This is a genomic window from uncultured Pseudomonas sp., from assembly GCF_943846705.1.
Classification (GTDB): Bacteria; Pseudomonadota; Gammaproteobacteria; order Pseudomonadales; family Pseudomonadaceae; genus Aquipseudomonas.
Genome location: NZ_OX044366.1, coordinates 3225247 through 3246841, shown reverse-complemented (window position 1 = coordinate 3246841; position 21595 = coordinate 3225247). Strand labels below are relative to the sequence as shown.

Genomic DNA, 21595 nt, shown 5'->3' with positions numbered 1-21595 from the left:
CGAAGGTTTCAAGCTTCTGTGGATGCTGCGCCGGTCCGGCGAAGGGCGCGTACTCTGCACAAACCTGAACGAGCTGTCAAAACAGCTGTAAATTATTTTATACATAGCGTCGCTAATTTCGATTACCCTGCCCTTTAAAGGCTCTTCCTGCCCGTAACTTGCCGCGCTTTACGCACCCTAAAACTTAAAGAAAAGTGCCTAAGCGCCGATAGGTGCTGTAAGCCACAGTCATAAAAAGGTCCTGATAATGCTGTTCAGCCGACTCTCCATCCAGTTGAAGATCACCCTGCTGGCAGGCTTGTGCTTGCTGGCCGTTGTTGCCGTTCTCGTTTCGGCTTCGGTCATTCAGGCCTCGCGCAGTGCCGAACTGGTCAAGCAGGCCAGCTCGTCGATGCTGCAAGAGTCAGCGCAATTGCGCATGACTGCCCGTGGTGAGTCACAGGCCCTGCAAATGCAGCGTTACTTTATGGATGCCTATCAATACGGGCGGAGTGCGGCTTCTCAGGTGTTGTTTATTCGTGAGCAAGCGGAAAAGCGTTTTCTTGATGCCTTCGACCTGCGTGAAGACCTGACTCGACAAGTGCACAGTGCTCTGGAAGCCAACCCAAGTTTGTTGGGCATCTACGTAGCCTTTGAGCCGAACGCCCTGGACGGTAAGGACGAACTGTTCGTCGATCAGGCAAGCCTGGGCAGTAATGACAAAGGCCGCTTCTCGATCTACTGGTCGCAAGGCAAGAGCGGGGATCTGGTTTCCGAAAGCTTGACCGAAGAAAACCTCGCCGACGCAACCCCGGGTCTCAGCGGTGCGCCTTACAACGCCTGGTACAGCTGCCCGCTTGAGAAAAACAAAGTGTGCCTGCTCGACCCCTATATCGATGACGCCGACGGGGTGAAAACCCTGATGACCAGTATTGCCTTCCCCCTCGAACAGGCCGGCAAAGTTATTGGCGTTCTCGGCGTGGATATCAGCCTGGCCAGCCTGCAAGAGCTTAGTAACGCGGCGCATAAAGACCTGTTTGATGGCGCCGGGCATGTCAGCATTATCAGCCCGGCCGGTTTAATGGCCGCGCACAGCCGTGACAGCAGCCTGCTCGGCGACAAGCTGGAGAAGGCCTTTAGCGAACAGCATGGCGATATGCTGCGCATGGTGGCCAACAATCGCCCAGAGGTGCTGCACCACAACGGCACCCTGCAGGTGCTGCAGCCGATATTGCCGACTCCTGAATCGCAGCCCTGGGGCGTGTTGATGGAAGTACCCGAGGAGGTGCTGCTCGCGCGGGCAACTCAGCTAGAAGCCGAGATGGATAAGATGAACACGCACAGCAGCGCCATCGCCTTAGGCGTGGGTCTTGCTGCCGGGGTCGTGGGCATCCTGCTTATTTGGCTGACGGCCTTGGGCGTAACCCGGCCGATTCTGGGCGTCGCGGCGATGCTCAAAGATATTGCCAGCGGTGAAGGTGACCTGACCCGCCGCCTGGACTATGCCAAGCAGGATGAACTGGGCGAACTGGCCAGTTGGTTCAACCGCTTCCTCGACAAACTTCAGCCGATCATTGCCGACGTCAAACGCAGCGTGCAGGACGCCCGCAGCACCGCAGACCAATCGGCGCTGATCGCCAGCCAGACCAGCGATGGCATGCAGCAGCAATACCGTGAGGTCGATCAGGTGGCCACTGCGTTCCAAGAAATGAGCGCCACTGCGCAAGATGTTGCGCACAGCGCCGCTCAGGCTGCCGAGGCTGCTCGCACGGCAGACCAGGCCAGCAACGAAGGGATGAATGTCATCGGTAAGACCACCTCGAGCATTGAACTGCTGGCCAACGAAATGAACGTGGCCATGCAGGAAGTCGAAGGCCTGGCTGAGAGCAGCGAGAAAATCGGCTCGGTACTCGAAGTGATCCGCTCGATTGCCGAGCAAACCAACTTGCTGGCCCTCAACGCGGCGATCGAAGCCGCCCGCGCCGGTGAAGCCGGACGCGGCTTTGCCGTGGTAGCCGATGAAGTGCGCAACCTGGCCAAACGCACGCAGGACTCGGTCGAGGAAATTCGCCAGGTCATCGAAGGCCTGCAGAGCGGCACCAAAGAAGTGGTCAGCACCATGCACAGCAGCCATCGCCAAGCCCAAGGCAGCGTCGAGCAGGTTGAACAGGCGGTGGCCGTGCTGCAACGCATCAGCCAGGCCGTCAGCGTAATCACCGACATGAACCTGCAGATTGCCAGCGCTGCCGAAGAGCAGAGCTCGGTGGCCGAGGAGATCAACCGCAACGTGGCCTCAATCCGTGATGTTACCGAGTCGATCTCCTCCCAGGCCGACGAGTCGGCGAAAATCAGCCAGGGCCTGAACAAGCTGGCCAACCACCAGCAAAGTCTGATGGATCAGTTCCGCGTTTAACCGTCAGGCTTGGCACCATCGGACCGCCACTCTGGCGGTCGCGCCCTTGTGACGCAGGCCAGCATTCGCTAGCCTGCGTTTTCTTTATTAAAGAGGTGAACGATGCTCAATATCGCTCTGGTGGCCGGCTCCGGCCGTTCTAACAGCCAGTCGGGCAAAGTAGCCCGCTTCTTGCGCCAACGTCTGATTCAGCTCGGCCACACCGATGCGGCGCAGAGCCACGTAATTGACCTGGGCCTTGCCCCTCTCCCGCTCTGGCCTGCAGAAGACGCAGGCCCTTGGGGGCTCTACAGCAAACAACTGGCAGCGGCCGATGCCGTGGTGATCATTTCCCCCGAGTGGAATGGCATGGCCTGCCCGGCGATCAAGAACTTCTTTATCTACGCCAGCAAAGCCGAGCTGGCGCACAAGCCTGGGCTGTTGGTGGGGGTATCGTCGGGTGTTGGCGGCGCGTACCCAATCAGCGAGTTACGTGCCTCCAGCTATAAGAACTGCCGCCTGTGTTACCTGCCCGAGCACTTGATCGTGCGCGGCGTCGAGAAGGTGCTGAACACACCAGAGCCAAGCAGTGAGGACGATCAGCGCCTGCATGCGCGCATCGATTATGAACTGGATATTCTGGCCAAGTATGCACACGCTCTGCTGCCGGTACGTGCCACCATCGACATGAGTAACCCGGCCTTTGCCAACGGTATGTAAGCGTTGCAGTGCGCGCACCGGCTGAGCTCAGGTGCGCTTCTCGGGCAGCACCAGCGTAACGCGCAACCCACCCAACGGACTATCGTCCAGCCGCAACTGCCCAGCCCAGACCTCGACGATATCGCGCACGATACCCAAGCCCAGGCCATGCCCCGCGACCTGCTGATCCAGCCGGCTGCCACGACTGAGCACCTCGTCGCGCTGTGCGGCGGCGATGCCTGGGCCATCATCATCAATCAGTAATTGATAACCGCCAGCCTGCCGGCTGATGTGCAGCTGCACTTGGCTATTTGCCCATTTGCAAGCGTTATCCAACAGATTGCCGAGCAGCTCCAACAGGTCCTCACGGTCCCAAGGCAGGCGCAATCCAGGCTCGGCCTGCCAGGCCAGCTCTAGGTGATTACCATGGATCATGACCAAAGTTGAAAACAGCTCAGGTAGCTCGCTGGCGCAGTCGAAGTGCGCGCCCGGCAGGGCTTCGCCGGCTAACCGCGCACGAGCCAATTCACGCGCGATACGCTGTTCAATCTGTTGCAGCTGCGCATTTAGGTTTTCACGCAATTGCGGCAACTGCTTCAGCTCTTCACGGCTGGCCAGGCTAACCAGCACAGCCAAAGGCGTTTTCAATGCATGGCCAAGATTACCCAAGGCATTGCGTGAGCGTTTGAGGGTGTCTTCGGTATGCCTCAGCAGGTGATTGATCTGTGCTACAAGTGGCTCCAGCTCCTGCGGTACGTGCTGATCCAGCTGAGTCCGTTGGCCCTGCTGCAGCTGCATGATTTGTTGGCGAGTCTGCTCCAGCGGCCGCAGCGCGCGACCGACAATCAGTCGCTGCAGCAACAGAATCAGCACGAGAGCGACAACCCCCAGGCCCAAGACAACTCTTTGCACCTGACGGAAGCTGTAAAGCATCGGCGTGTAGTCGCGTGCCACGTGAATTACGATCGCCTGGCCATAACGCTGATAGTCAGCGCGGTACACCAGCCACTGCTGACCTTGCGGCCCATCACTCAGGGCACTCTGCAATCCAGCGCGTTCAGCCGGTTGCATTTCACTGTCCCAAAGCGAGCGCGAACGCCAGCTGTGCGCCGCCAGATCAATGCGAAAATACAAGCCCGAATACGGCCGTTTGTAAGCCGCGCTCAGGCGTCGTTCATCCAATTGTAAACCGTTGGGGCCACGAACCACCGCGCCCAGCAACGTTTGCGTTTCATCCTGCAGGGTTGTCTGCAAATAACTGCGCAGGCTGTGATCAAACAGCCATAGGCTACTTTGCGCCAGCAGCAGACCAATAATCAGCAGTACGCTGATCAGCCCCAGGCTCAAACGCCGCTGAATCGATCTCAAGCAACATCCCCGCTGAAGCGATAACCCTGACCGCGTCGGGTTTCAATGATCTCGCGGCCCAGCTTGCGCCGCAGGTGGTTGACGTGCACTTCAATCACATTCGAGTCGCGCTCGCTCTCACCGTCATACAGGTGTTCGGCAAGGTGACTTTTGGGGAGCAACTGCCCGGCATGCAGCATGAAGTAGCGCAGCAAGCGAAACTCGGCAGCGGTCAGTTGCACCTCTTCATCCTGGCGTTTAACGGTTTGCCGGCTTTCGTCCAGCTGCAGACCTGCCGCTTCCAGTTGCGGTTGGTTGGCCAGACCATGGGCGCGGCGCAACAGTGACTGGATACGCAGCTGCAGCTCTTCCGGGTGAAATGGTTTGCTCAGGTAATCATCCGCTCCAGCTTTAAGCCCCTCTATGCGCTCGGCCCACGAGCTGCGAGCGGTGAGGATCAATACCGGTGTAGCAAGGCCGCCGGCGCGCCACTCCTGCAGCACTTGCAATCCCGGCTTGCCTGGCAAGCCGAGGTCGAGAATGATCAGGTCATATGGCTCGGAGACACCTTGGTAAGCAGCGTCCCGGCCATCGGCTAGCCAATCAACGGCATAACCTTTGCGGGTTAAGCTGACCAGCAGCTCGTCGGCCAGCGGTACATGGTCTTCAACCAGCAATAGGCGCATCTCAGTCTTCCACCTCATCCTTGAGCACTTCGCCGGTGCTGGCGTGCAGTTCTAACTCGCGCACAATACCTTGCTCGGTGATCAATTCGACTTCGTAAACCAATACGCCGTCCTCTTCTTCCAACTCGACTTCCAGTAGAACGGCACCGGGATGGCTTTGCATAGCCATCTGCAGCACCTGTTCCAGTGGCAGGATTTGCCCCTCGCGACGTAGCCGTAATGCTTCATCCTGATCGAGCTCACGCGCACTGCTGCTGAATGCTAACGCCAGCAGCAGCCCGGTTAGACATATGCGTGTACACCAAGGGCTGGGGGGCATCAGTCGTCTCGCTGGTTTTTCAGAACTTGAGCGTTAGTGGCGTCCAGTTCAACATCCCATTGCACTCCTTGGGCGTCACGCACTTCGACCTGGTAAACGTAACGGCCGTATTCTTCTTCCAGTTCAGTGTCTTCAGCCTTACTGCCAGGGTGTAGCGCCAGGGCAGTAGCATTGAGTTTTTCGAAGGGCTGGATGGTGCCGGCGTCACGCAGTTTCAGCGTTTCATCCGGGCCTAAGTCACGAGCTTGTGCCAAACCGACAGTCAGGCTCAGGGCAGCAGTGGCAAAAACAGCAGTCAATGTATTCATCTTTAAGTTCCTTATGGCGTTGGCTTTCTAAGAAGTCCAGGTTACTCAACACGACTTAATTCAAGCTGAATGCGCTGAAGCCTCTTATAGCGCCACCTGACTCTCCCAGGCATGCCTACTCATTCATATGCTGAAGTCGCTTGGCCTCAGTGGCAGGCGCTCTATAATCGCAGCCTGCGCGATAGAGGCCCACATGAGTGCGATAGTAATCAAGTCCCCTGCTCTGACTATTAAAGCCGGCAAACGCGCCCTCGCCCGCATTCGCGAGCAGGGGCTACAGCCGGCCGACGTCGGTATTCTGCCAGGAGCCGCTGGCGGGCCGAAGGCGCTGGGTATTCAAGGGCTGGACCTGGCACTGTTTGGTGATTGGCTGCAACGTGCGCCCCGTGAACGCTCGCTGATTGGTGCGTCCATCGGCTCCTGGCGTTTCGCCAGTGCTTGCTTGCCAGATGCAGCTGCCGGCCTGCGCCGCCTTGGCGAGCTGTATACCTCGCAGCGCTTTGCCAAAGGCGTGAGCATGGCGCAGGTGTCGAGCAGCTGTAGCCTGATGCTCGAACAGCTACTCGGCAACGACGAGGCAAGCATTCTTAGCAACCCCCACTACCGCCTGAATATAGTTGTGGTGAAAAGCCATGGCCTGCTGCAGCACGATCATCGTGGCGCGCTCGGCCTGGGTTTGTCTTCGGTAATTGGCAGTAACCTGCTGGGCCGCCCGCGCCTGGGCAAACACTTTGAACGGGTGATTTTGCATGATGCGCGCCTGGCGCCGCCATTGGCCGCGCTGAATGACTTTCCTTCACGCTACTTGCAACTCGATAGCGGCAACTTGCGTCATGCGCTGCTGGCCTCGGGTTCGATCCCGATGATCATGCAAGGGGTGCGCGATATACCGGGTGCCGGCCCCGGCACCTACCGCGATGGCGGCCTGCTCGATTACCACCTCGACCTGCCTTACAGCGGCGATGACATCGTGCTCTACCCTCATTTCACCGACAAGGTCATCCCCGGCTGGTTCGACAAAAGCATGCCCTGGCGGCGCGGCGATGCTGGTCGTCTACAGGATGTGCTGTTACTCGCCCCCTCACGTGACTACCTGGCACGCCTGCCCCACGGCAAACTCCCAGACCGCAAGGATTTCAGCCGTTACCTGGACGATGATGCCGGTCGCGAACGCTATTGGCGCACAGCCATGAGCGAGAGCCAGCGACTGGGCGATGAGTTTCTCGAACTGGTCGAAACCGGCCGACTGGGCGAGTGCCTACAAGCACTTTGACAATCCGTGGCTGCGATCAGGTCAATCATCCAGGCATGGTCGCGGCTGCCAAGATGCAGCGCGTATTCACCCTTCCCTACTCGTTGATCCGACAAGCGTGTTAGTTATCGGACAATTACGTGCATTTTTTGGCCAACATGTGACTTCTTAGTCAACTTCGTTCATCAACAGCTATGACTGGCAAGCGTGAGTCAAGCGCTTGCTCTTGTGTATTTGGGATCACCTCGGAGAAACCGACCCCATGAACGCACCGCTGCGTTTTAACGAAGCTTTGCTGATTGCCGACCGCGCCTTTCAACCTTTCCAATGCGTGGCCTGGGCCCCGCAAGATGGTACTGGCAACCTCAGCCTGAGTGTAATCGACCGTACCAGCACCCGACTGCTCGGCCGCACTCAGCTGTCCAGCAACATTTACAGCGATCCTGTGCAGTTTGCCGACCTGCTCAAGCAGTCCCGTGAACAACTTAGTCAGCAAGGCTTCAGCTTGGAGCCGTGGAGCATGCCGGAGTAATCCGCGCCCCTCGCAAGGGCTCTGTACGGCCTATCGGCCCTTTCTTAAGCAGAGCCCTTAACCTCCCTTATTGCGCACTGCATGTGCCCATAGTCGCATCGAAGCATTTTCTGCACTTGAGCAAGAGCGTTTATGCTCAGCAGGCTGAGCCTTTACTAGGAGCCTGCCATGCTGCAATTGCGCCCCAACTGTGAAAACTGTGACCGTGACCTTCCCGCGGATTCAACCGATGCGCTGATCTGCTCATTCGAGTGCACTTTTTGCCGAGCATGTGCCCACACCCTACAAGGCACCTGTCCGAATTGTGCCGGTGAGTTACTGCAACGACCGCGTCGACCGTCAAGCAAATTAGTGCAATACCCGGCATCCACCGAGCGCATCAACAAGCCTGAAGCCTAGCCTTAGCAGCGCTAGCAGCTAAGCTGTGTGCACAGGAGGACTGCATGATGGACGATGAACAAGACAAACCGTTGACGCTTTGGGAAATGCTGCAAAGCGTATTAAGTGCCGCGCTCGGGGTGCAGAGCGGGAAGAACCGTAGCCGTGATTTTTCACGTGGCAAACCGAGTCACTTCATCATCCTCGGCGTGCTGTTCACCGTCGTGTTTGTGCTGGTGATCTTCGCTGTAGTCAAACTGGTGCTGCACCTGGCGGGCGTTTGATTCACGGCAACAGCGGTTTGATGAAACCCCCATAAACCTTGAGCGCTGCTCGGTAACCCCACTGAATTGCCGAACGGCCCGCCCGTAGCTTGGCACATTGCCACGCTGTCGCTAGCACTTTGCCGTCTAAGCGCACCTCTAGCACCTTTGCCATCCGGCCGGCATACGCCGCTTTGCAGCCAAGACGTCACGCGTGACAGTCGCTACAATCGCCGGCTGTTTATAGCTGTTTAATCGGTGCACTGTGTCGACTCTAGAACTTATCGCTTCAGCCCTTGGCGTATGGGCCGTCTGGCTAACCGTACGACAGAACCGCTGGTGTTGGCCACTGGGCCTAGTGATGGTGTTGATGTACGCCTGGATTTTTTATGACGGCAAACTGTACTCGAACATGTTGCTGCAGGGCGTGTATGCCGTTCTACAAGGCTACGGCTGGTGGCAATGGACACGAGGCGGCAGCAGTCATAGCGGTGTACAGGTCAGCCGACTAAGCCAGCAAGGCATACTGGCTAGTCTTGCGATCGGCGCCGTCGCGGCACTTATTCTCGGTTACCTGATGGCCACGTTCACCGACGCTTCAGCGCCGTGGCAGGATGCGGCACTCAGCGCGTTCAGCCTGGTGGCCCAAGTATGGATGGCTCAGAAACGGGTCGAATGCTGGCCCCTGTGGATCATTCTGGACCTGCTGTTTGTTGCCCTGTTTGTGCAACAGGGTCTTTACCCGACGGCGGCGCTGTATGGGGTATTCACCTTGCTGGCAGTTAATGGCTGGCTGACCTGGCGCCGTGATCGCGCCCTGGCCTGCGCATGAAGGTGCTGGTTCTGACAGGGCCGGAGTCCAGCGGCAAAAGCTGGTTGGCCGGGCAAATCCAGGCAACCTTTGGCGGGCAACTGGTGGGCGAATACGTGCGCCACTTTATCGAGCGCGAGCAGCGTGATACCTGTTACGCCGATATCACTGCCATTGCTCAAGGCCAATTAGCCTGGGAAGACCAGGCTAGAGCGGCGCGCCCCGAACTGCTGATTCTCGACACCCACTTGCTGAGTAATCTGCTCTGGAGCCAGACGCTGTTTGGCGACTGCCCGGCCTGGATCGAGCAAGCCTTGCTTGAGCGCGACTACCACCTGCATTTGCTACTCGACCCTCTCGATGTACCTTGGGTCGATGATGGCCAACGCTGCCAGCCGGAACTGGCGCAACGGCTGGCCTTCTATCAGCAGTGCGAGCACTGGTTGCGCTTACACCAACAGCCACTGCTGAGTGTTAAGGGCAACTGGGTACAACGTCGCGAACAAACCCTGAGTGCCGTGGCAGTCTGGCTCAGCTCAACGCAGCAGCACACTGGCCCACGCCAATAGCAGGCTCAGGCACACGATAATCGTCAGGGGGCGGCGCAGGCCGATGTACCAGTGCGGAGCCAGGCCCAGTTTAACTGCCCGCAAATCAGCGGCATATAGGCCGCCGAACGCCAGCAAGCATAAGGGCAAGGCCAAATCGATGGGCAAGCCGCCACTGATCGCCAACCAACCCAGCAAGGGCGGTATTACGGACAAGCCTAATTGCATCTGCGCCGGCTCGCTGGCAACTTCTGCGCGCATGGCCAGGCCCCAGTGGATCGCCCCCATAAACGCCAGAATCACCGCCGCATAATCCAGCAGTGCCGCCAGCACCAACACCCGCCAGCCCTCCGGGGTGACCCAAATACCCAAAGCCCCGCTTACAAAAGGCACCAGGCCCATATAGCCCAGCAGCAACGCCAATTTCGGTGGCTGCGGCGCGTCAAATGGATGCATGGCCCTGCTCCTGTCAATCAATCCTGAATACACCGTACTTTAAAGCCATCTTCGGCGGAACTCGAAGGGAATCCCGCATGAGCTCAACAATGGTTGCTTGCCATGCGCGGCTGCAGTTGGCATAAAACGTACAAACAATAAGAGTCACAAGGACGTATCAATGCACATTCTCCGCCGAACGCTGTATGGGCTTCTAGGGTTGCTGGTTGCTGGGCTACTGATCGCCCTGTATTTCATCGCTAACCCCAATCTGCCGGTTTATCAACAGCCCGACACGTTGCACTACCTTGATCAGTGGTCGGCAGAGAAGCGCCAGACCTACTACTACACGCCCCAGGGCACTCAGGTGAAAGGCCTGCGCTACGAATGGTTCAGCGCTCTGGAGCTGCCCCTCAGCACCGACAAATTCGCCGCACCGGATTACCTCGCCCGTTTCGGCTTCCTCATCGACCCCGCCCAGCAAGCCACGCCGCTCAACCCGGGCAACCTGCCGGTTGGTTTTGCTCGGCACGCCGACGCCGAAACAGGCGAGCATTACCTGGATATCAGCTGCGCAGCGTGCCACACCGGCGAGCTGCGCTATAAAGGCCAGGCCGTGCGGATTGACGGCGGCGCAGCACTGCACTCGCTGGCGTCCACCGTACCCACCCTGCGTGGCGGCAGCTTTGGCCAGGCACTCGGCATGAGCATGGTGTTCACCTATTACAACCCGCTGAAATTCCGCCGTTTCGCCAAACAGGTGTTAGGTGATGAATACAGCAGCCATAAGGCACAACTGCGCCGCGACTACAAAATAGTGCTCGACCGCCTACTGGGCACAGCCTTCAATGACTGGCACCGTGGCCTCTATCCCACCGAAGAAGGCTTTGGCCGTACCGATGCTTTCGGGCGTATCGCCAACAGCGTGTTTGGCGACGCCATCGACCCGAGCAATTACCGGGTGGCCAATGCGCCGGTAAGTTACCCGCAGCTCTGGGATATCTGGAAATTCGACTGGGTGCAGTGGAACGGCTCAGCCATGCAGCCCATGGCGCGCAATGTCGGCGAAGCGCTGGGGGTCGGCGCCACCCTGCGTCTATTCAATCCTGATGGCCACCCCGTTGCAGAAGCTGAGCGCTACAGCTCAAGCGTGCGCCTGCGCGACTTGCGCACCCTGGAAAAAAACCTCAAGCAACTGCAGCCACCCGCCTGGCCGGAAGACGTATTCGGCAAGGTCGACTTGGCGCTGGCCAGCCGTGGCCGCGCCCTGTACACCGAGAACTGTGCGTATTGCCACGCGCCTGACCCGAAAAAAACCGATGACAGCTTTGCCCCGTCGCGCAAACCTGAATGGCGCATGCGCGTGGTGCCGACCTCAATCGTCGGCACCGACTCAACCACCGCGGACAACATTGCCGACCACCGCTTCGATATCAGCAAACTGGGTTGGAGCAAAGCCGAACTAAGCAAACTGGATGTGCGCCTGTTTGGCGCGACGGTAGACGATATCGAAATGCGCAGTGTCTCCAGCGCCAAGGCCCTGGCCTATATCACCGCCTATGTAGAAAACCGCGCCTATCAGGATGCGGCTATCTCCGACCGTGAGCGCTGGCGCATGGACGGTTATGGCCTACCGATTGGCGTGCAGGAAAAACGTGGCTACAAAGCCCGGCCACTGGATGGCATCTGGGCCACCCCGCCGTTTTTACATAATGGTTCGGTGCCGACCTTGTTTCAGCTGTTATCGCCCGTATCAGAACGGCAAACCCAGTTTTGGCTGGGTAACTTCGAATTCAACCCCAAGCAGGTTGGCTACAACAGTGAGCGATTCAGCGGCGGTTTCCTGCTGGACACCCAGGTGACTGGCAACAGTAACCGCGGCCATGAGTTCCGCGCCGGTTGCCGTCAGGGCGGAGTGGTCGGCCGCGCCCTGCAACCGGAAGAGCGCTGGGCGCTGGTCGAATACCTCAAGGTGCTGGGTAACCCGGCGCTGGAGCAGCAACTACAGCCGGTCAAAGCCAAAGCCTGGACGCCTGGCCCGGCGTGCCAGAACTGAACGGCGCACGGCTTGAGAGCGCCACAAAGAACAACGCAAAGGAATTGACCATGTTAAAACGACTTTGGCTGGGCTTCGGCCGTGTACTGGGCACGTTACTGCTGCTTGTACTGGTAATCGGCCTGGGGGGTTGGGCCATCGGAGCCGCTTACTACGAGCGGAAGTTCTCCGGCCCGGTGGCCAGTGAAGAGCAAATCCCCGCCGATGAAGCTGCACTGACGCAAGGCATCATCGAAGATGCCATCCGTGTGGTTGAGCAGCACCGCGACAACACCCGTGTGCTGCGCGACGCGCACGCCAAAGCACATGGCTGTGTAAAGGCTGAAGTCACCGTTAACAGCGATCTGCACAGCAGCTTGCAGCGCGGCGTATTCAGTGAGCCGGGGAAAACCTGGCAAGCTTGGATGCGCCTGTCCAACGGTAACGCCTACCCACAGTTCGACAGAGCCCGTGATGCGCGAGGCATGGCAATCAAACTGCTGGATGTGCCGGGAGAGAAGCTCAGCCAAAGCCCGCAGCACGCAGGCGAACAAGATTTTGTGATGTTCAACCACACGGCCTTTTTTGTGCGTGACGTGGCTGAATACCAGAGCAACTTCGCGGCCCAGGCTGATGGCAAAAAGATCATGGCTTTTTTACCCAGCTGGAACCCGAGTACCTGGGAAATCCGCCACCTGATCATTGCCCTGCGCACCCTAGCCCCAGCCCCGCACACCCCGCTGGCGACCACCTACAACTCCATCGCCCCGTTCAAGCTAGGTGAGCACAACATCAAGTACAGGGTGATTCCTCAACCAGAAGCCTGCCCGGACTATCAACTGCCTGAACCAAACCACGCCTTACCGAACTTCCTGCGCGCCGCGCTATATCGGCAGCTGTCGCTGGACCGTGTACCGGCCTGCTTTGCCCTGCAGGTGCAACGGCAGAACCCTGAATACTACATGCCTATCGAAGACCCCAGCGTCGAATGGAGCGAAGCCATCTCGCCCTATGAAACGGTCGCCAGGATTAAAGTCCCGGCGCAGGATTTTGATAGCCGCGAGCAGAACCTGCTCTGTGACAACCTGGCCTTCAACCCTTGGCATGCGCTCCCCGAACATCGCCCGATTGGCGGCATAAACCGCCTGAGAAAGGCGGTCTACGAGGCCGTCAGCAGCTATCGACTGGAGCGCAACCAGCCATAAAACTGTATCCAATTCTCGCAACACTCGGTTAACCGCGCGTGAGCTGGTAACATTCGCGCCTTGCTAAGCGTGCTGTTAGCCGCGTACACCTGAGAGAAATTCCGTGGAACTGTTCAAAGAGTTTATGTTCGAGGCCGCGCATCGCCTGCCTCACGTCCCTGAAGGTCACAAGTGCGGCCGTTTGCATGGCCACTCCTTCAAAGTGGCGGTGTATATCGAAGGCGAAGTTGACCCCTATACCGGCTGGATTCGTGACTTCTCCGAGATCAAGGCGATCTTTAAGCCGCTGTATGAGCAACTCGACCACAACTACCTGAACGACATTCCTGGCCTGGAAAACCCCACCAGTGAAGTGCTGGCCAAGTGGATCTGGCAGCAACTCAAACCACTGCTGCCTGAACTGTCGCGCATTCGCATCCACGAGACCTGCACCAGCGGCTGCGAATACCGCGGCGACTGATCGCACCTTGCCTGGTGCCTGCTTAAAGGCACTAGGCAAGCGACTCAACCGACAACACAAGCGTTCAGTGCGGTGTCCAGCCCCAGGCTTTACTTGGGGCCGTACTGGCTAGAGGCCGAAGCCCGCCAAGGCTGACAGAAACTGCGCCTCATCCATTACCCGCAGCCCTAACTCGCTGGCTTTCGCCAACTTCGAGCCGGCACCAGGCCCCGCCACCACACAGCTGGTTTTCGCTGACACCGAACCCGCCACTTTAGCCCCCAGGCTTTCCAGCTTCGCCTTGGCGATATCGCGGCTCATGATCTCCAGGCTGCCAGTCAGCACCCAGGTCTGCCCAGCCAGGGGCAAGCCTGCAATGACTTTCTTCTCGCTGTGCCAGTGCATGCCAAAGGCTTGCAGCTGAGCCTCGATAGCGCGGGCGCGCTCGGCATTGGCCGCATTATCGAAAAATTCGCGCACTGCTTTGGCTTGCTTCTCCGGCAAGGTTTGCCGCATATCCAGCCAATCAGCCGCCAAGATGGCTTCCAGGCTGGTGAACTTATCCGCCAGCTTCTGCGCACCACCGGGGCCTACTGACGGTATGTGCAATTTATCGAGCATGCCCGCCAACGTAGCGCTGGCGCTGAACTCGGCGCTGAGCTCGCCCTGCCCCTGGAGCGCCAGGCCACACTCATCGCTGGCCAGCAACGCCGCAATCACCTGCTGGTTATGGCTGTCTGCAAAGAAGCTGTGGATCTCATACGCCACCTCAAGGCCGATATCCGGCAGGTAGGTCAGCACCTCGGGGAGGGCTTGCTGAACACGCTCCAGCGAAGCCAATACGCGTGCCAGCACCTTGGCCGTCTCTTCACCCACATCAGGTATGCCAAGGGCGTAAATAAAGCGCGCCAGGCTGGGCTGTTTGCTGTCCGCAATGGCCTGCAGCAGCTTGTTGCAGGAAACCTCGGCAAAGCCCTCCAGGTTGATGATCTGCTCGTACGTGAGCCGGTACAGGTCGGCTGGTGAGGTGATGAGCCCCTCATCAACCAGTTGCTCAATGGTCTTGTCGCCCAGGCCTTCAATATCCATAGCGCGCCGCGAGACGAAATGAATGATCGCCTGCTTGAGCTGAGCAGCACAGGCCAAACGGCCGACACAGCGGTACACCGAGCCTTCACTGAAGGTTTCCTTGCCCTTACTGCGCTTAACCAACTGGGTGCGCTCAACATGCGAACCGCAGACTGGGCAGCTTTCGGGGATCTGCACGGCCCTGGCATCCGCAGGACGCCGCTCAAGCACCACCTGCACCACCTGGGGGATCACATCACCGGCGCGGCGGATAATCACCGTATCGCCAATCATCACGCCCAGGCGCGCCACTTCATCCATATTGTGCAGCGTGGCATTGGAAACGGTGACGCCGGCCACCTTGACCGGTTTCAAGCGCGCCACAGGCGTGACGGCGCCAGTGCGGCCGACCTGAAACTCCACATCCAGCAGTTCGGTCAGCTCTTCCAAGGCCGGAAATTTGTGGGCAATCGCCCAGCGCGGCTCGCGGGCCCGGAAGCCCAGTTCGCGCTGAGAGGCCAGACTATTGACCTTGAATACCACGCCATCGATTTCATAGGCGAGCGACTCACGCCGTTCGCCTATGTCGCGGTAATACGCCAGGCATTCATCTGCGCCTTTGGCCAGCTTCAGCTCACGACTGATCGGCATACCCCACTGCTTTAGCGCCTCAAGAATGCCGATATGCGTTGCCGGCAACTCACCCTGCACCTGACCGATGCCATAGCAGCAGAACTCCAGTGGACGGCTGGCGGTAATTTTTGAGTCCAGCTGACGCAAGCTGCCCGCCGCCGCGTTACGTGGATTGGCGAAGGTCTTGCCGCCCTGCTCCAGTTGCCGTGCGTTAAGCGCGGCAAAGCCGGCCTTGGACATAAAGACTTCGCCACGCACCTCAAGCACCGCTGGCCAACCTTCGCCCTGCAGTTTTAGCGGCACATTACGAATGGTGCGCACGTTGACGCTGATGTCCTCGCCTGTACTGCCATCACCGCGCGTCGCGCCGCGCACCAGCAAACCATCACGGTACAACAGGCTGACGGCCAGGCCGTCGAGCTTAGGCTCGCAGCTGTACTCAACCTCGGCGCCGCCGCCAAACAAGTCGCCCGCAGGTAGATCCAGCCCCTCGCGCACCCGACGGTCAAAATCCAGCAGGTCGGTTTCTTCGAAGGCATTGCCCAGGCTGAGCATCGGTACTTCATGCTTGATCTCGCCAAAGGCCGAAAGCGCCAGGCTGCCTACCCGCTGGGTTGGCGAATCCGCAGTAACCAGCGCCGGGTAGTCCGCCTCCAGGGCTTTTAGCTCATGGAACAGGCGGTCATATTCGGCGTCCGGAACACTCGGCTCATCGAGTACGTGATAGCGATAGTTATGCCCATCCAGTTCGGCTCGCAGTTGCAGAATGCGCTGGGCGGCAATAGAGGCGTCGGTCATTGCGGTGTGCTCTCAAACGAAAAGAGCAGCCTTGGCTGCTCTTTCTACTTCACGGGTTAATTCAGCGCTTATTGGTCAGTTGCTTGCGCTCGTATTCGACAATGCGCTGGCGGTAATGCTCGATAGTTTGCGCAGTCATCACGCTGCGCTGATCATCCTTCAACTCGCCATTGAGTTCATGGGCCAATTTACGCGCAGCCGCCACCATTACATCAAACGCCTGCTTGGGGTGGCGCGGGCCTGGCAAGCCAAGGAAGAAGCTCACCGCACGGGTGCTGAAACCCTCAATGTCATCGAGATCAAAGGTGCCAGGCTTCAGTGCATTGGCCATGGAGAACAGGACTTCGCCATTACCGGCCATGCTTTCGTGACGGTGGAAGATATCCATTTCACCAAAACGCAGGCCACTTTCCAGAATATTCTGTAACAACGCCGGGCCTTTGAAGCCCTCTTCATCGCGGCCAATGACATGAATGACCAAGACTTCCTCAACCGGCGGCAACTCTTTAGCGCTTTGTTTAGCCTGGTTCGAAGGTTTAGCCACCTCGCCATCAACCGGGTTGAGCAATGTGGGGACAGGCTCTTCCTGGCCCAGATTAAGGTCCCCCTGCTGCGGTTCGGCGCTGCGACGGTTCAACTCACGAGCGCTTAACGACGGCAGATCCTGCTCATCAAAAGCCGGCTCATGGTTGCGATCAATAACCCGCGGCTGGCTGAGCAGATTGGGATCATCTTCATCATCCGGCAGGTTGGCAAAACTGCGGTCAAGTTTGAACTTAAGTTTGCCCTTGCCACCGCGCATTCGCCGCCAGCCATCAAACAAGATGCCGGCGATCACAATAATGCCGATGACAATCAGCCACTCGCGCAGACCGAATTCCATGAAATACCTTAACCCCTAAAAATAATGTGATGAAAAAGGCCATCCAAGGCCATTTTGCTAATTCTTTTACGTGACGCCAAGCCCATGTTCTGACAGGCCTTTCCCTGCCTTAACAGATAGGCTTAATAACAATGCGCATTAAGCTAGCACGACGAAAGACAACTTTACACCGCCTCGCGCATCAGGACTCGACCAACGCCAGGGCTTCTTCAACATCTACCGCCACCAGACGCGAACAACCCGGCTCATGCATGGTCACGCCCATCAATTGATCGGCCATTTCCATGGCGATTTTGTTGTGGGTGATATAGATAAACTGCACGGTTTCTGACATTTCTTTAACCAATCGGGCATAACGCCCAACGTTGGCATCATCCAGTGGCGCATCGACTTCGTCGAGCATGCAGAACGGTGCCGGGTTGAGTTTGAAGATGGCAAAGACCAGCGCCAATGCGGTGAGCGCCTTCTCCCCACCAGACAACAAATGAATGGTGCTGTTCTTCTTGCCCGGCGGGCGCGCCATGATCGTTACCCCGGTATCCAGCAGGTCTTCACCGGTCAGCTGCAAGTAGGCGTTGCCACCGCCGAAGACCTTCGGGAATAACGCCTGCAAGCCCGCGTTGATTTGCTCGAAGGTTTCCTTGAAGCGATTGCGGGTTTCCTTGTCGATCTTGCGGATGACGTTTTCCAGCGTATCCAACGCCTCCACCAGATCGGCATTCTGTGCATCCAGGTAGCGTTTGCGTTCAGACTGCTGCTGGTATTCGTCAATTGCCGCCAGGTTGATCGGCCCCAGGCGCTGGATACGCGCAGCCAGACGCTCAAGCTCATCTTCCCAGGCTTTCTCACTGGCCTCGACCGGCAAGCTGGCGAGCACCCCATGCAGGTCGTAATTGTCTTCCAGCAACTGCTCCTGCAGCGCTTTACGGCGTACGCTGAGGGATTGCCAGTCCATCCGCTGCTGCTCCAACTGACCACGCAGTAACTGCGCCTGCTGTTCGGCCTGGGTGCGGCGCTTTTCCGCGTCACGCAGTTCACGATCGGCATCTTCCAGGGCCAGGCGCGCCAGTTTGAGTTCGTCTTCAACGGCCATGCGCTTATCGAGCTGTTCTTCAAGCTTCATGCGCAGCTCTTCCAGCGGTGCAGCGCCCTCCTCCAGATTAAGGTCGAGCTGCTCGCGTTTCTCGTGCAGGCGCTCGGCCTGTAACTCAAGACGCTGCAAGGCTTGCTGGGTCGAGTCATGCTGGGCTTGCAACGAACCCAGGCGCACGGCTAGCTGGTGGGCGTGATCCTTGTGCTGGCGAGCTTCCTGGCGAACGCGATCGAGGCGCTCACGCAAGCTGTCACGCCGTGCCAGCAGGCTTTCCCGCTCATCGTTGTCAGAGGCCATGGCATCCAGGGCGTCCTGCAGATGCAGGCGCGACTCACCCAACTGTTCATGTTCGATTTCTCGCTGTTCGCTCAGCTCAAGCAGCTCGCTGTCCAGGCGCTTACGCCGCAGCACCAGTTGCTCGACCTTCGCTTGCCCGGCCGACAGCCGCGCTTTCAGCTCAGCAAGGCGCCGCGCTTGCTCTTGTGCCTGGCGACGCTGCTGCTCGCGCTGTTCTTCTTGGGTGCGCTGGCTTTCGCGCAAATGCACCAAGCGCTCATCGAGCAAAGCCAGCGCCGCCTCACGCTCCTCACAGTCCAAACTCAGACGTTGAATTTCCTGGCCACGGGCCAACACGCCACTTTCCGCTTCGCTGGCGCGCCGCACCCGCAAAAAATGCCGACCCACCCAATAGCCGTCACGGCTGATCAGGCTTTCACCCTCAGCCAGGCTTAAGCGTGCGGCCAGCGCTTCATCCAGGCTCTGCACCGGCTTGACCTGACCCAGCCAGGGAGCCAGATCGACACTGGCTTCGACCTTATCCAGCAAACTGCCGGCCACCCGCGCACCGTTCTTGCCCGGGCTGACTAGACGCAAATCGCCCTGGCTCAAGCCGGCGAAATCCAGGCTGTTAAAGTCATCCAGCAGCACGGCCTGCAGGTCAGCCCCCAGCACGGTTTCCACCGCCAGCTCCCAACCCGCTTCAACGCGTAAGCCTTCGGCTAAGCGCGGCCGCTCGCTCAGTTGCTGGTCGCGCAGCCAGTCGCCTACGCCCTTGCCGGGATCGAGAGCGGCCTGCTGCAAGGCTTCCAGTGAGGCCAGGCGACCATTTAGGCGTTGCAACTCACCTTGCGCCTGCTGCTGGGCCTGGCCGCTTTGCTGCAAGTCATTGCGCAGCTGCTGCAAATGTTCGGCCTGCTGCTGCTCTTCGCTCTGCAGGTCTTCCAGGCTGATTTCACTGGCCGCAATTTCTTCGCTCAACTCGATAATCGCAGCATCTTCCGGGTCGGCCGCCAATTGCTGCAGCTCATCGCTGAGACGGCGCTGCCGTTCGGCCAAACGCTCAAGACTCTGCTCCAGCTGGGCAATCCGCGACTGCTGCACCTCGGCCTGCCGCCGTGGCTCGGCGCTGCGCTGGTTGAAACCGTCCCACTGTTCCTGCCAGCCATGCATGGCGCTTTCGCAGTCTTCCAGTACGGCTGCAGACTCTTCCGCTGCGGCGGCAGTCAGCTCTTGCTCAGGCAAGAGCATGTGCAACTCTTCATCAAGGGTCGCCAGCAAGGTGCGGTCATGGCCCAGGTGCGACTCGGTTTCCAGGCGCGCGCGCTCGGCCTCGTTGAGATCGTCCTGCAGTTGACGCAAGCGTTGCTGGCCGTGCTGGATGCTTTGCTCGATACGGGCAATATCACCGCCGACCGAATAAAAACGCCCCTGCACCAGGTTAAAGCGCTCACTCAGTTCATGGTGACCATCACGCAGTCGTTCAATACTCGCGTCGGCATTGCGCTGCTCGGCTACCAGCGCTTCGAAAGCAACCTCCTGGCTACTAATCAGCGCCTCGCGGCTACCGACCTGCTGGTTCAACGCCTGCCAACGCAAAGCCGTGAGCTGCGCCTTGAGCTGACGCTCTTCGGCTTTATATTCCTGATATTTTTCCGCTGACTGAGCCTGGCGATGCAAGCGATCGAGCTGGCGCTCCAGTTCTTCACGCAGGTCGGTCAGGCGCGCCAGGTTCTCGTGGGTACGGCGGATGCGGCTCTCGGTTTCGCGGCGGCGCTCCTTGTACTTGGAGATGCCGGCGGCCTCTTCGATGAAATTGCGCAGGTCCTCGGGCTTGGCTTCGATCAGCTTGCTGATCATGCCCTGCTCGATAATCGAGTAACTACGTGGGCCCAGGCCGGTGCCGAGGAAGATGTCGGTGATGTCGCGCCGGCGGCACTTGATGCCGTTGAGGAAGTAGGTGTTCTGGCTGTCGCGGGTAACCCGGCGGCGGATGGAGATCTCGGCATAGGCCGCGTATTCGCCCGTCAGGGTGCCGTCGGAGTTGTCGAAGATCAGCTCAATGGAGGCCTGGGTGACCGGCTTGCGCGTGTTCGAGCCATTGAAGATGACGTCGGTCATCGACTCGCCACGCAGGTTCTTCGCCGAACTCTCGCCCATTACCCAGCGCACGGCGTCGATGATGTTCGACTTGCCGCAACCATTGGGCCCGACCACCGCCGCCATATTGCTGGGGAAGTTGACGGTGGTTGGATCAACGAAGGATTTAAACCCCGCGAGCTTGATGCACTTGAGCCGCATGCGCTGCCTTCCTTAGGACTCGGCCAATGCGGCCAGCACCAGCTGGCAATTGTGCTCACCGTACCCCAGCAACACCTGACGAACGGCCTGATGATCACGGGCGATTATCGCCTGCAGCAGGGCCGCAAAGGTATTGAGGAACTGGCCCATTTCGCCTTTGCGCCGCTCCAGCGCCAGGTGATAGGTGCGGCTGATGGCTGGCAGCAGGTTCTCCACGGTTTCCTGCAAGTAGACATTGTTGGAGAACGGAAACGCAGCACGCATGATGTCGAAGCTACCTTCCACAAAGCCGTGGATATCCTCACGCTGCATGCTGTCTTGCAGGCGCTGCTGAATCAGTAGAAACGCCCGCAAATCGCCCTCAACCTGCCAACTGTCGGCCACCGCCTTGCCCAGCAGGATGTACAACTCCGTCACCAGAGCATACAGGCTCTTGACGTTGTCTGCCGTCAGCTCAGCGACCTGAGCACCGCGACGCGGCGGGATCACGATCAGGTGACGACGCTCAAGAATCAGCAGTGCTTCGCGCACCGAGCCACGGCTGACATTCAGGGCCTGGGTGACCTTCTGCTCCTGAATTCGCTCACGCGCCTTTAGCTCACCACGAATGATGCGCTCTGCAAGGTGATGGGCAATCTGCTCTGCGAGGCTATCCGGTGCCTTGAACGTCATGATGATCCTTAGGCTCTATCTGACCTAATCGGGGGCAAGCAAGGGGACATAAAGCGGTTTAAGCCCTCGCCAGGCATGGCTTGGGCGCTGCAGCGCGGGGCGCGAGTGTAACACAGGCCGTTACCGGGCCAAGGCTGCCTGAGTGCGCCTGGCAAGCAAAAGATCTGCGTTTGCAACATGGCGAGAACCTGCGATTGTCCTACAATCAGGCAATACCTTTTATTCAACATCAAGGATAGGACG

At 58.8% G+C, this 21595-nt stretch carries 20 protein-coding genes; 11 read left to right on the top strand and 9 right to left on the bottom strand.

Annotated elements, in window-relative coordinates; all coding sequences use genetic code 11:
* The first annotated feature begins 247 nt into the window (after window positions 1-247).
* Window positions 248-2392, top strand: a complete 2145-nt coding sequence (locus Q0V31_RS15350) for a methyl-accepting chemotaxis protein (protein WP_298188924.1) — start codon at window positions 248-250, stop codon at window positions 2390-2392.
* 102 nt (window positions 2393-2494) lie between these two features.
* Window positions 2495-3091, top strand: a complete 597-nt coding sequence (locus Q0V31_RS15345) for an NAD(P)H-dependent oxidoreductase (RefSeq protein ID WP_298188922.1) — start codon at window positions 2495-2497, stop codon at window positions 3089-3091.
* Window positions 3092-3118: 27 nt separating this feature from the next.
* Here the strand turns inward: Q0V31_RS15345 and Q0V31_RS15340 are convergent, their stop codons facing one another.
* The 4 genes from Q0V31_RS15340 to Q0V31_RS15325 are packed head-to-tail and all read right to left on the bottom strand — an operon-like array spanning window position 3119 to window position 5730.
* Window positions 3119-4438 (bottom strand): sensor histidine kinase, encoded by a 1320-nt coding sequence (locus tag Q0V31_RS15340; protein ID WP_298188918.1) that lies wholly within the window; start codon window positions 4436-4438, stop codon window positions 3119-3121.
* The gene (locus Q0V31_RS15335) at window positions 4435-5103 is read right to left on the bottom strand and encodes a response regulator transcription factor (protein ID WP_298188915.1); all 669 of its coding nucleotides are present in this window, start codon (window positions 5101-5103) and stop codon (window positions 4435-4437) included. Before Q0V31_RS15335 ends, Q0V31_RS15340 begins: the two co-directional genes overlap by 4 nt.
* A 1-nt stretch (window position 5104) precedes the next feature.
* Window positions 5105-5422 (bottom strand): PepSY domain-containing protein, encoded by a 318-nt coding sequence (locus tag Q0V31_RS15330; RefSeq protein WP_298188913.1) that lies wholly within the window; start codon window positions 5420-5422, stop codon window positions 5105-5107.
* A complete protein-coding gene (locus Q0V31_RS15325) occupies window positions 5422-5730 on the bottom strand; it encodes a PepSY domain-containing protein (RefSeq protein WP_298188911.1) in 309 nt (102 codons plus the stop codon). The genes Q0V31_RS15330 and Q0V31_RS15325 overlap by 1 nt, the downstream gene beginning before the upstream one ends.
* A 193-nt stretch (window positions 5731-5923) precedes the next feature.
* Between Q0V31_RS15325 and Q0V31_RS15320 the strand changes: the two genes are divergently transcribed.
* The 6 genes from Q0V31_RS15320 (at window position 5924) to Q0V31_RS15295 (ending at window position 9535) form a co-directional block, all read left to right on the top strand.
* The gene (locus tag Q0V31_RS15320; RefSeq protein ID WP_298188909.1) at window positions 5924-7003 is read left to right on the top strand and encodes a patatin-like phospholipase family protein; all 1080 of its coding nucleotides are present in this window, start codon (window positions 5924-5926) and stop codon (window positions 7001-7003) included.
* Between the two features lie 241 nt (window positions 7004-7244).
* Window positions 7245-7514, top strand: a complete 270-nt coding sequence (locus Q0V31_RS15315) for a hypothetical protein (protein WP_298188907.1) — start codon at window positions 7245-7247, stop codon at window positions 7512-7514.
* A gap of 168 nt (window positions 7515-7682) precedes the next feature.
* A complete protein-coding gene (locus Q0V31_RS15310) occupies window positions 7683-7913 on the top strand; it encodes a DUF1272 domain-containing protein (RefSeq protein ID WP_298188905.1) in 231 nt (76 codons plus the stop codon).
* A 47-nt stretch (window positions 7914-7960) separates the two neighbouring features.
* Window positions 7961-8176, top strand: coding sequence for a DUF2970 domain-containing protein (locus Q0V31_RS15305; protein ID WP_298191094.1), 216 nt, complete (start codon window positions 7961-7963; stop codon window positions 8174-8176).
* Between the two features lie 244 nt (window positions 8177-8420).
* Window positions 8421-8987 carry a nicotinamide riboside transporter PnuC gene (pnuC, locus tag Q0V31_RS15300; RefSeq protein WP_298188904.1) on the top strand — a complete coding sequence of 189 codons (567 nt, stop codon included), beginning with the start codon at window positions 8421-8423 and terminating at the stop codon, window positions 8985-8987.
* Window positions 8984-9535, top strand: a complete 552-nt coding sequence (locus Q0V31_RS15295) for an AAA family ATPase (RefSeq protein WP_298188902.1) — start codon at window positions 8984-8986, stop codon at window positions 9533-9535. The genes pnuC and Q0V31_RS15295 overlap by 4 nt, the downstream gene beginning before the upstream one ends.
* On the opposite strand, the gene Q0V31_RS15290 is transcribed toward Q0V31_RS15295, so the two are convergent.
* The gene (locus tag Q0V31_RS15290) at window positions 9503-9970 is read right to left on the bottom strand and encodes a DUF3429 domain-containing protein (protein ID WP_298188900.1); all 468 of its coding nucleotides are present in this window, start codon (window positions 9968-9970) and stop codon (window positions 9503-9505) included. The two genes, Q0V31_RS15295 and Q0V31_RS15290, sit on opposite strands and share 33 nt — an antisense overlap.
* Window positions 9971-10130: 160 nt before the next feature.
* On the opposite strand from Q0V31_RS15290, the gene Q0V31_RS15285 reads away from it, so the two are divergent.
* The 3 genes from Q0V31_RS15285 (at window position 10131) to queD (ending at window position 13649) form a co-directional block, all read left to right on the top strand.
* Window positions 10131-12005: a cytochrome c gene (locus Q0V31_RS15285; protein ID WP_298188898.1), complete on the top strand. Its 1875-nt coding sequence runs from the start codon at window positions 10131-10133 to the stop codon at window positions 12003-12005.
* Window positions 12006-12055: 50 nt separating this feature from the next.
* Entirely contained in the window at window positions 12056-13189 is a 1134-nt protein-coding gene (locus Q0V31_RS15280) for a catalase family protein (protein WP_298188896.1), read from the top strand.
* A 103-nt stretch (window positions 13190-13292) separates the two neighbouring features.
* Window positions 13293-13649 carry a 6-carboxytetrahydropterin synthase QueD gene (queD, locus tag Q0V31_RS15275; protein WP_090241991.1) on the top strand — a complete coding sequence of 119 codons (357 nt, stop codon included), beginning with the start codon at window positions 13293-13295 and terminating at the stop codon, window positions 13647-13649.
* Window positions 13650-13757: 108 nt separating this feature from the next.
* On the opposite strand, the gene ligA is transcribed toward queD, so the two are convergent.
* The 4 genes from ligA to Q0V31_RS15255 form a co-directional block, all read right to left on the bottom strand.
* On the bottom strand, window positions 13758-16127 hold the full coding sequence (gene ligA / locus Q0V31_RS15270; RefSeq protein WP_298188893.1) for an NAD-dependent DNA ligase LigA: 2370 nt from the start codon (window positions 16125-16127) through the stop codon (window positions 13758-13760).
* Window positions 16128-16188: 61 nt separating this feature from the next.
* Window positions 16189-17010 carry a cell division protein ZipA gene (zipA, locus tag Q0V31_RS15265; RefSeq protein WP_298188891.1) on the bottom strand — a complete coding sequence of 274 codons (822 nt, stop codon included), beginning with the start codon at window positions 17008-17010 and terminating at the stop codon, window positions 16189-16191.
* 181 nt (window positions 17011-17191) lie between these two features.
* The gene (smc, locus tag Q0V31_RS15260; RefSeq protein ID WP_298188889.1) at window positions 17192-20680 is read right to left on the bottom strand and encodes a chromosome segregation protein SMC; all 3489 of its coding nucleotides are present in this window, start codon (window positions 20678-20680) and stop codon (window positions 17192-17194) included.
* A 12-nt stretch (window positions 20681-20692) separates the two neighbouring features.
* The gene (locus Q0V31_RS15255) at window positions 20693-21352 is read right to left on the bottom strand and encodes a GntR family transcriptional regulator (RefSeq protein WP_298188887.1); all 660 of its coding nucleotides are present in this window, start codon (window positions 21350-21352) and stop codon (window positions 20693-20695) included.
* Window positions 21353-21595: the final 243 nt, after the last annotated feature.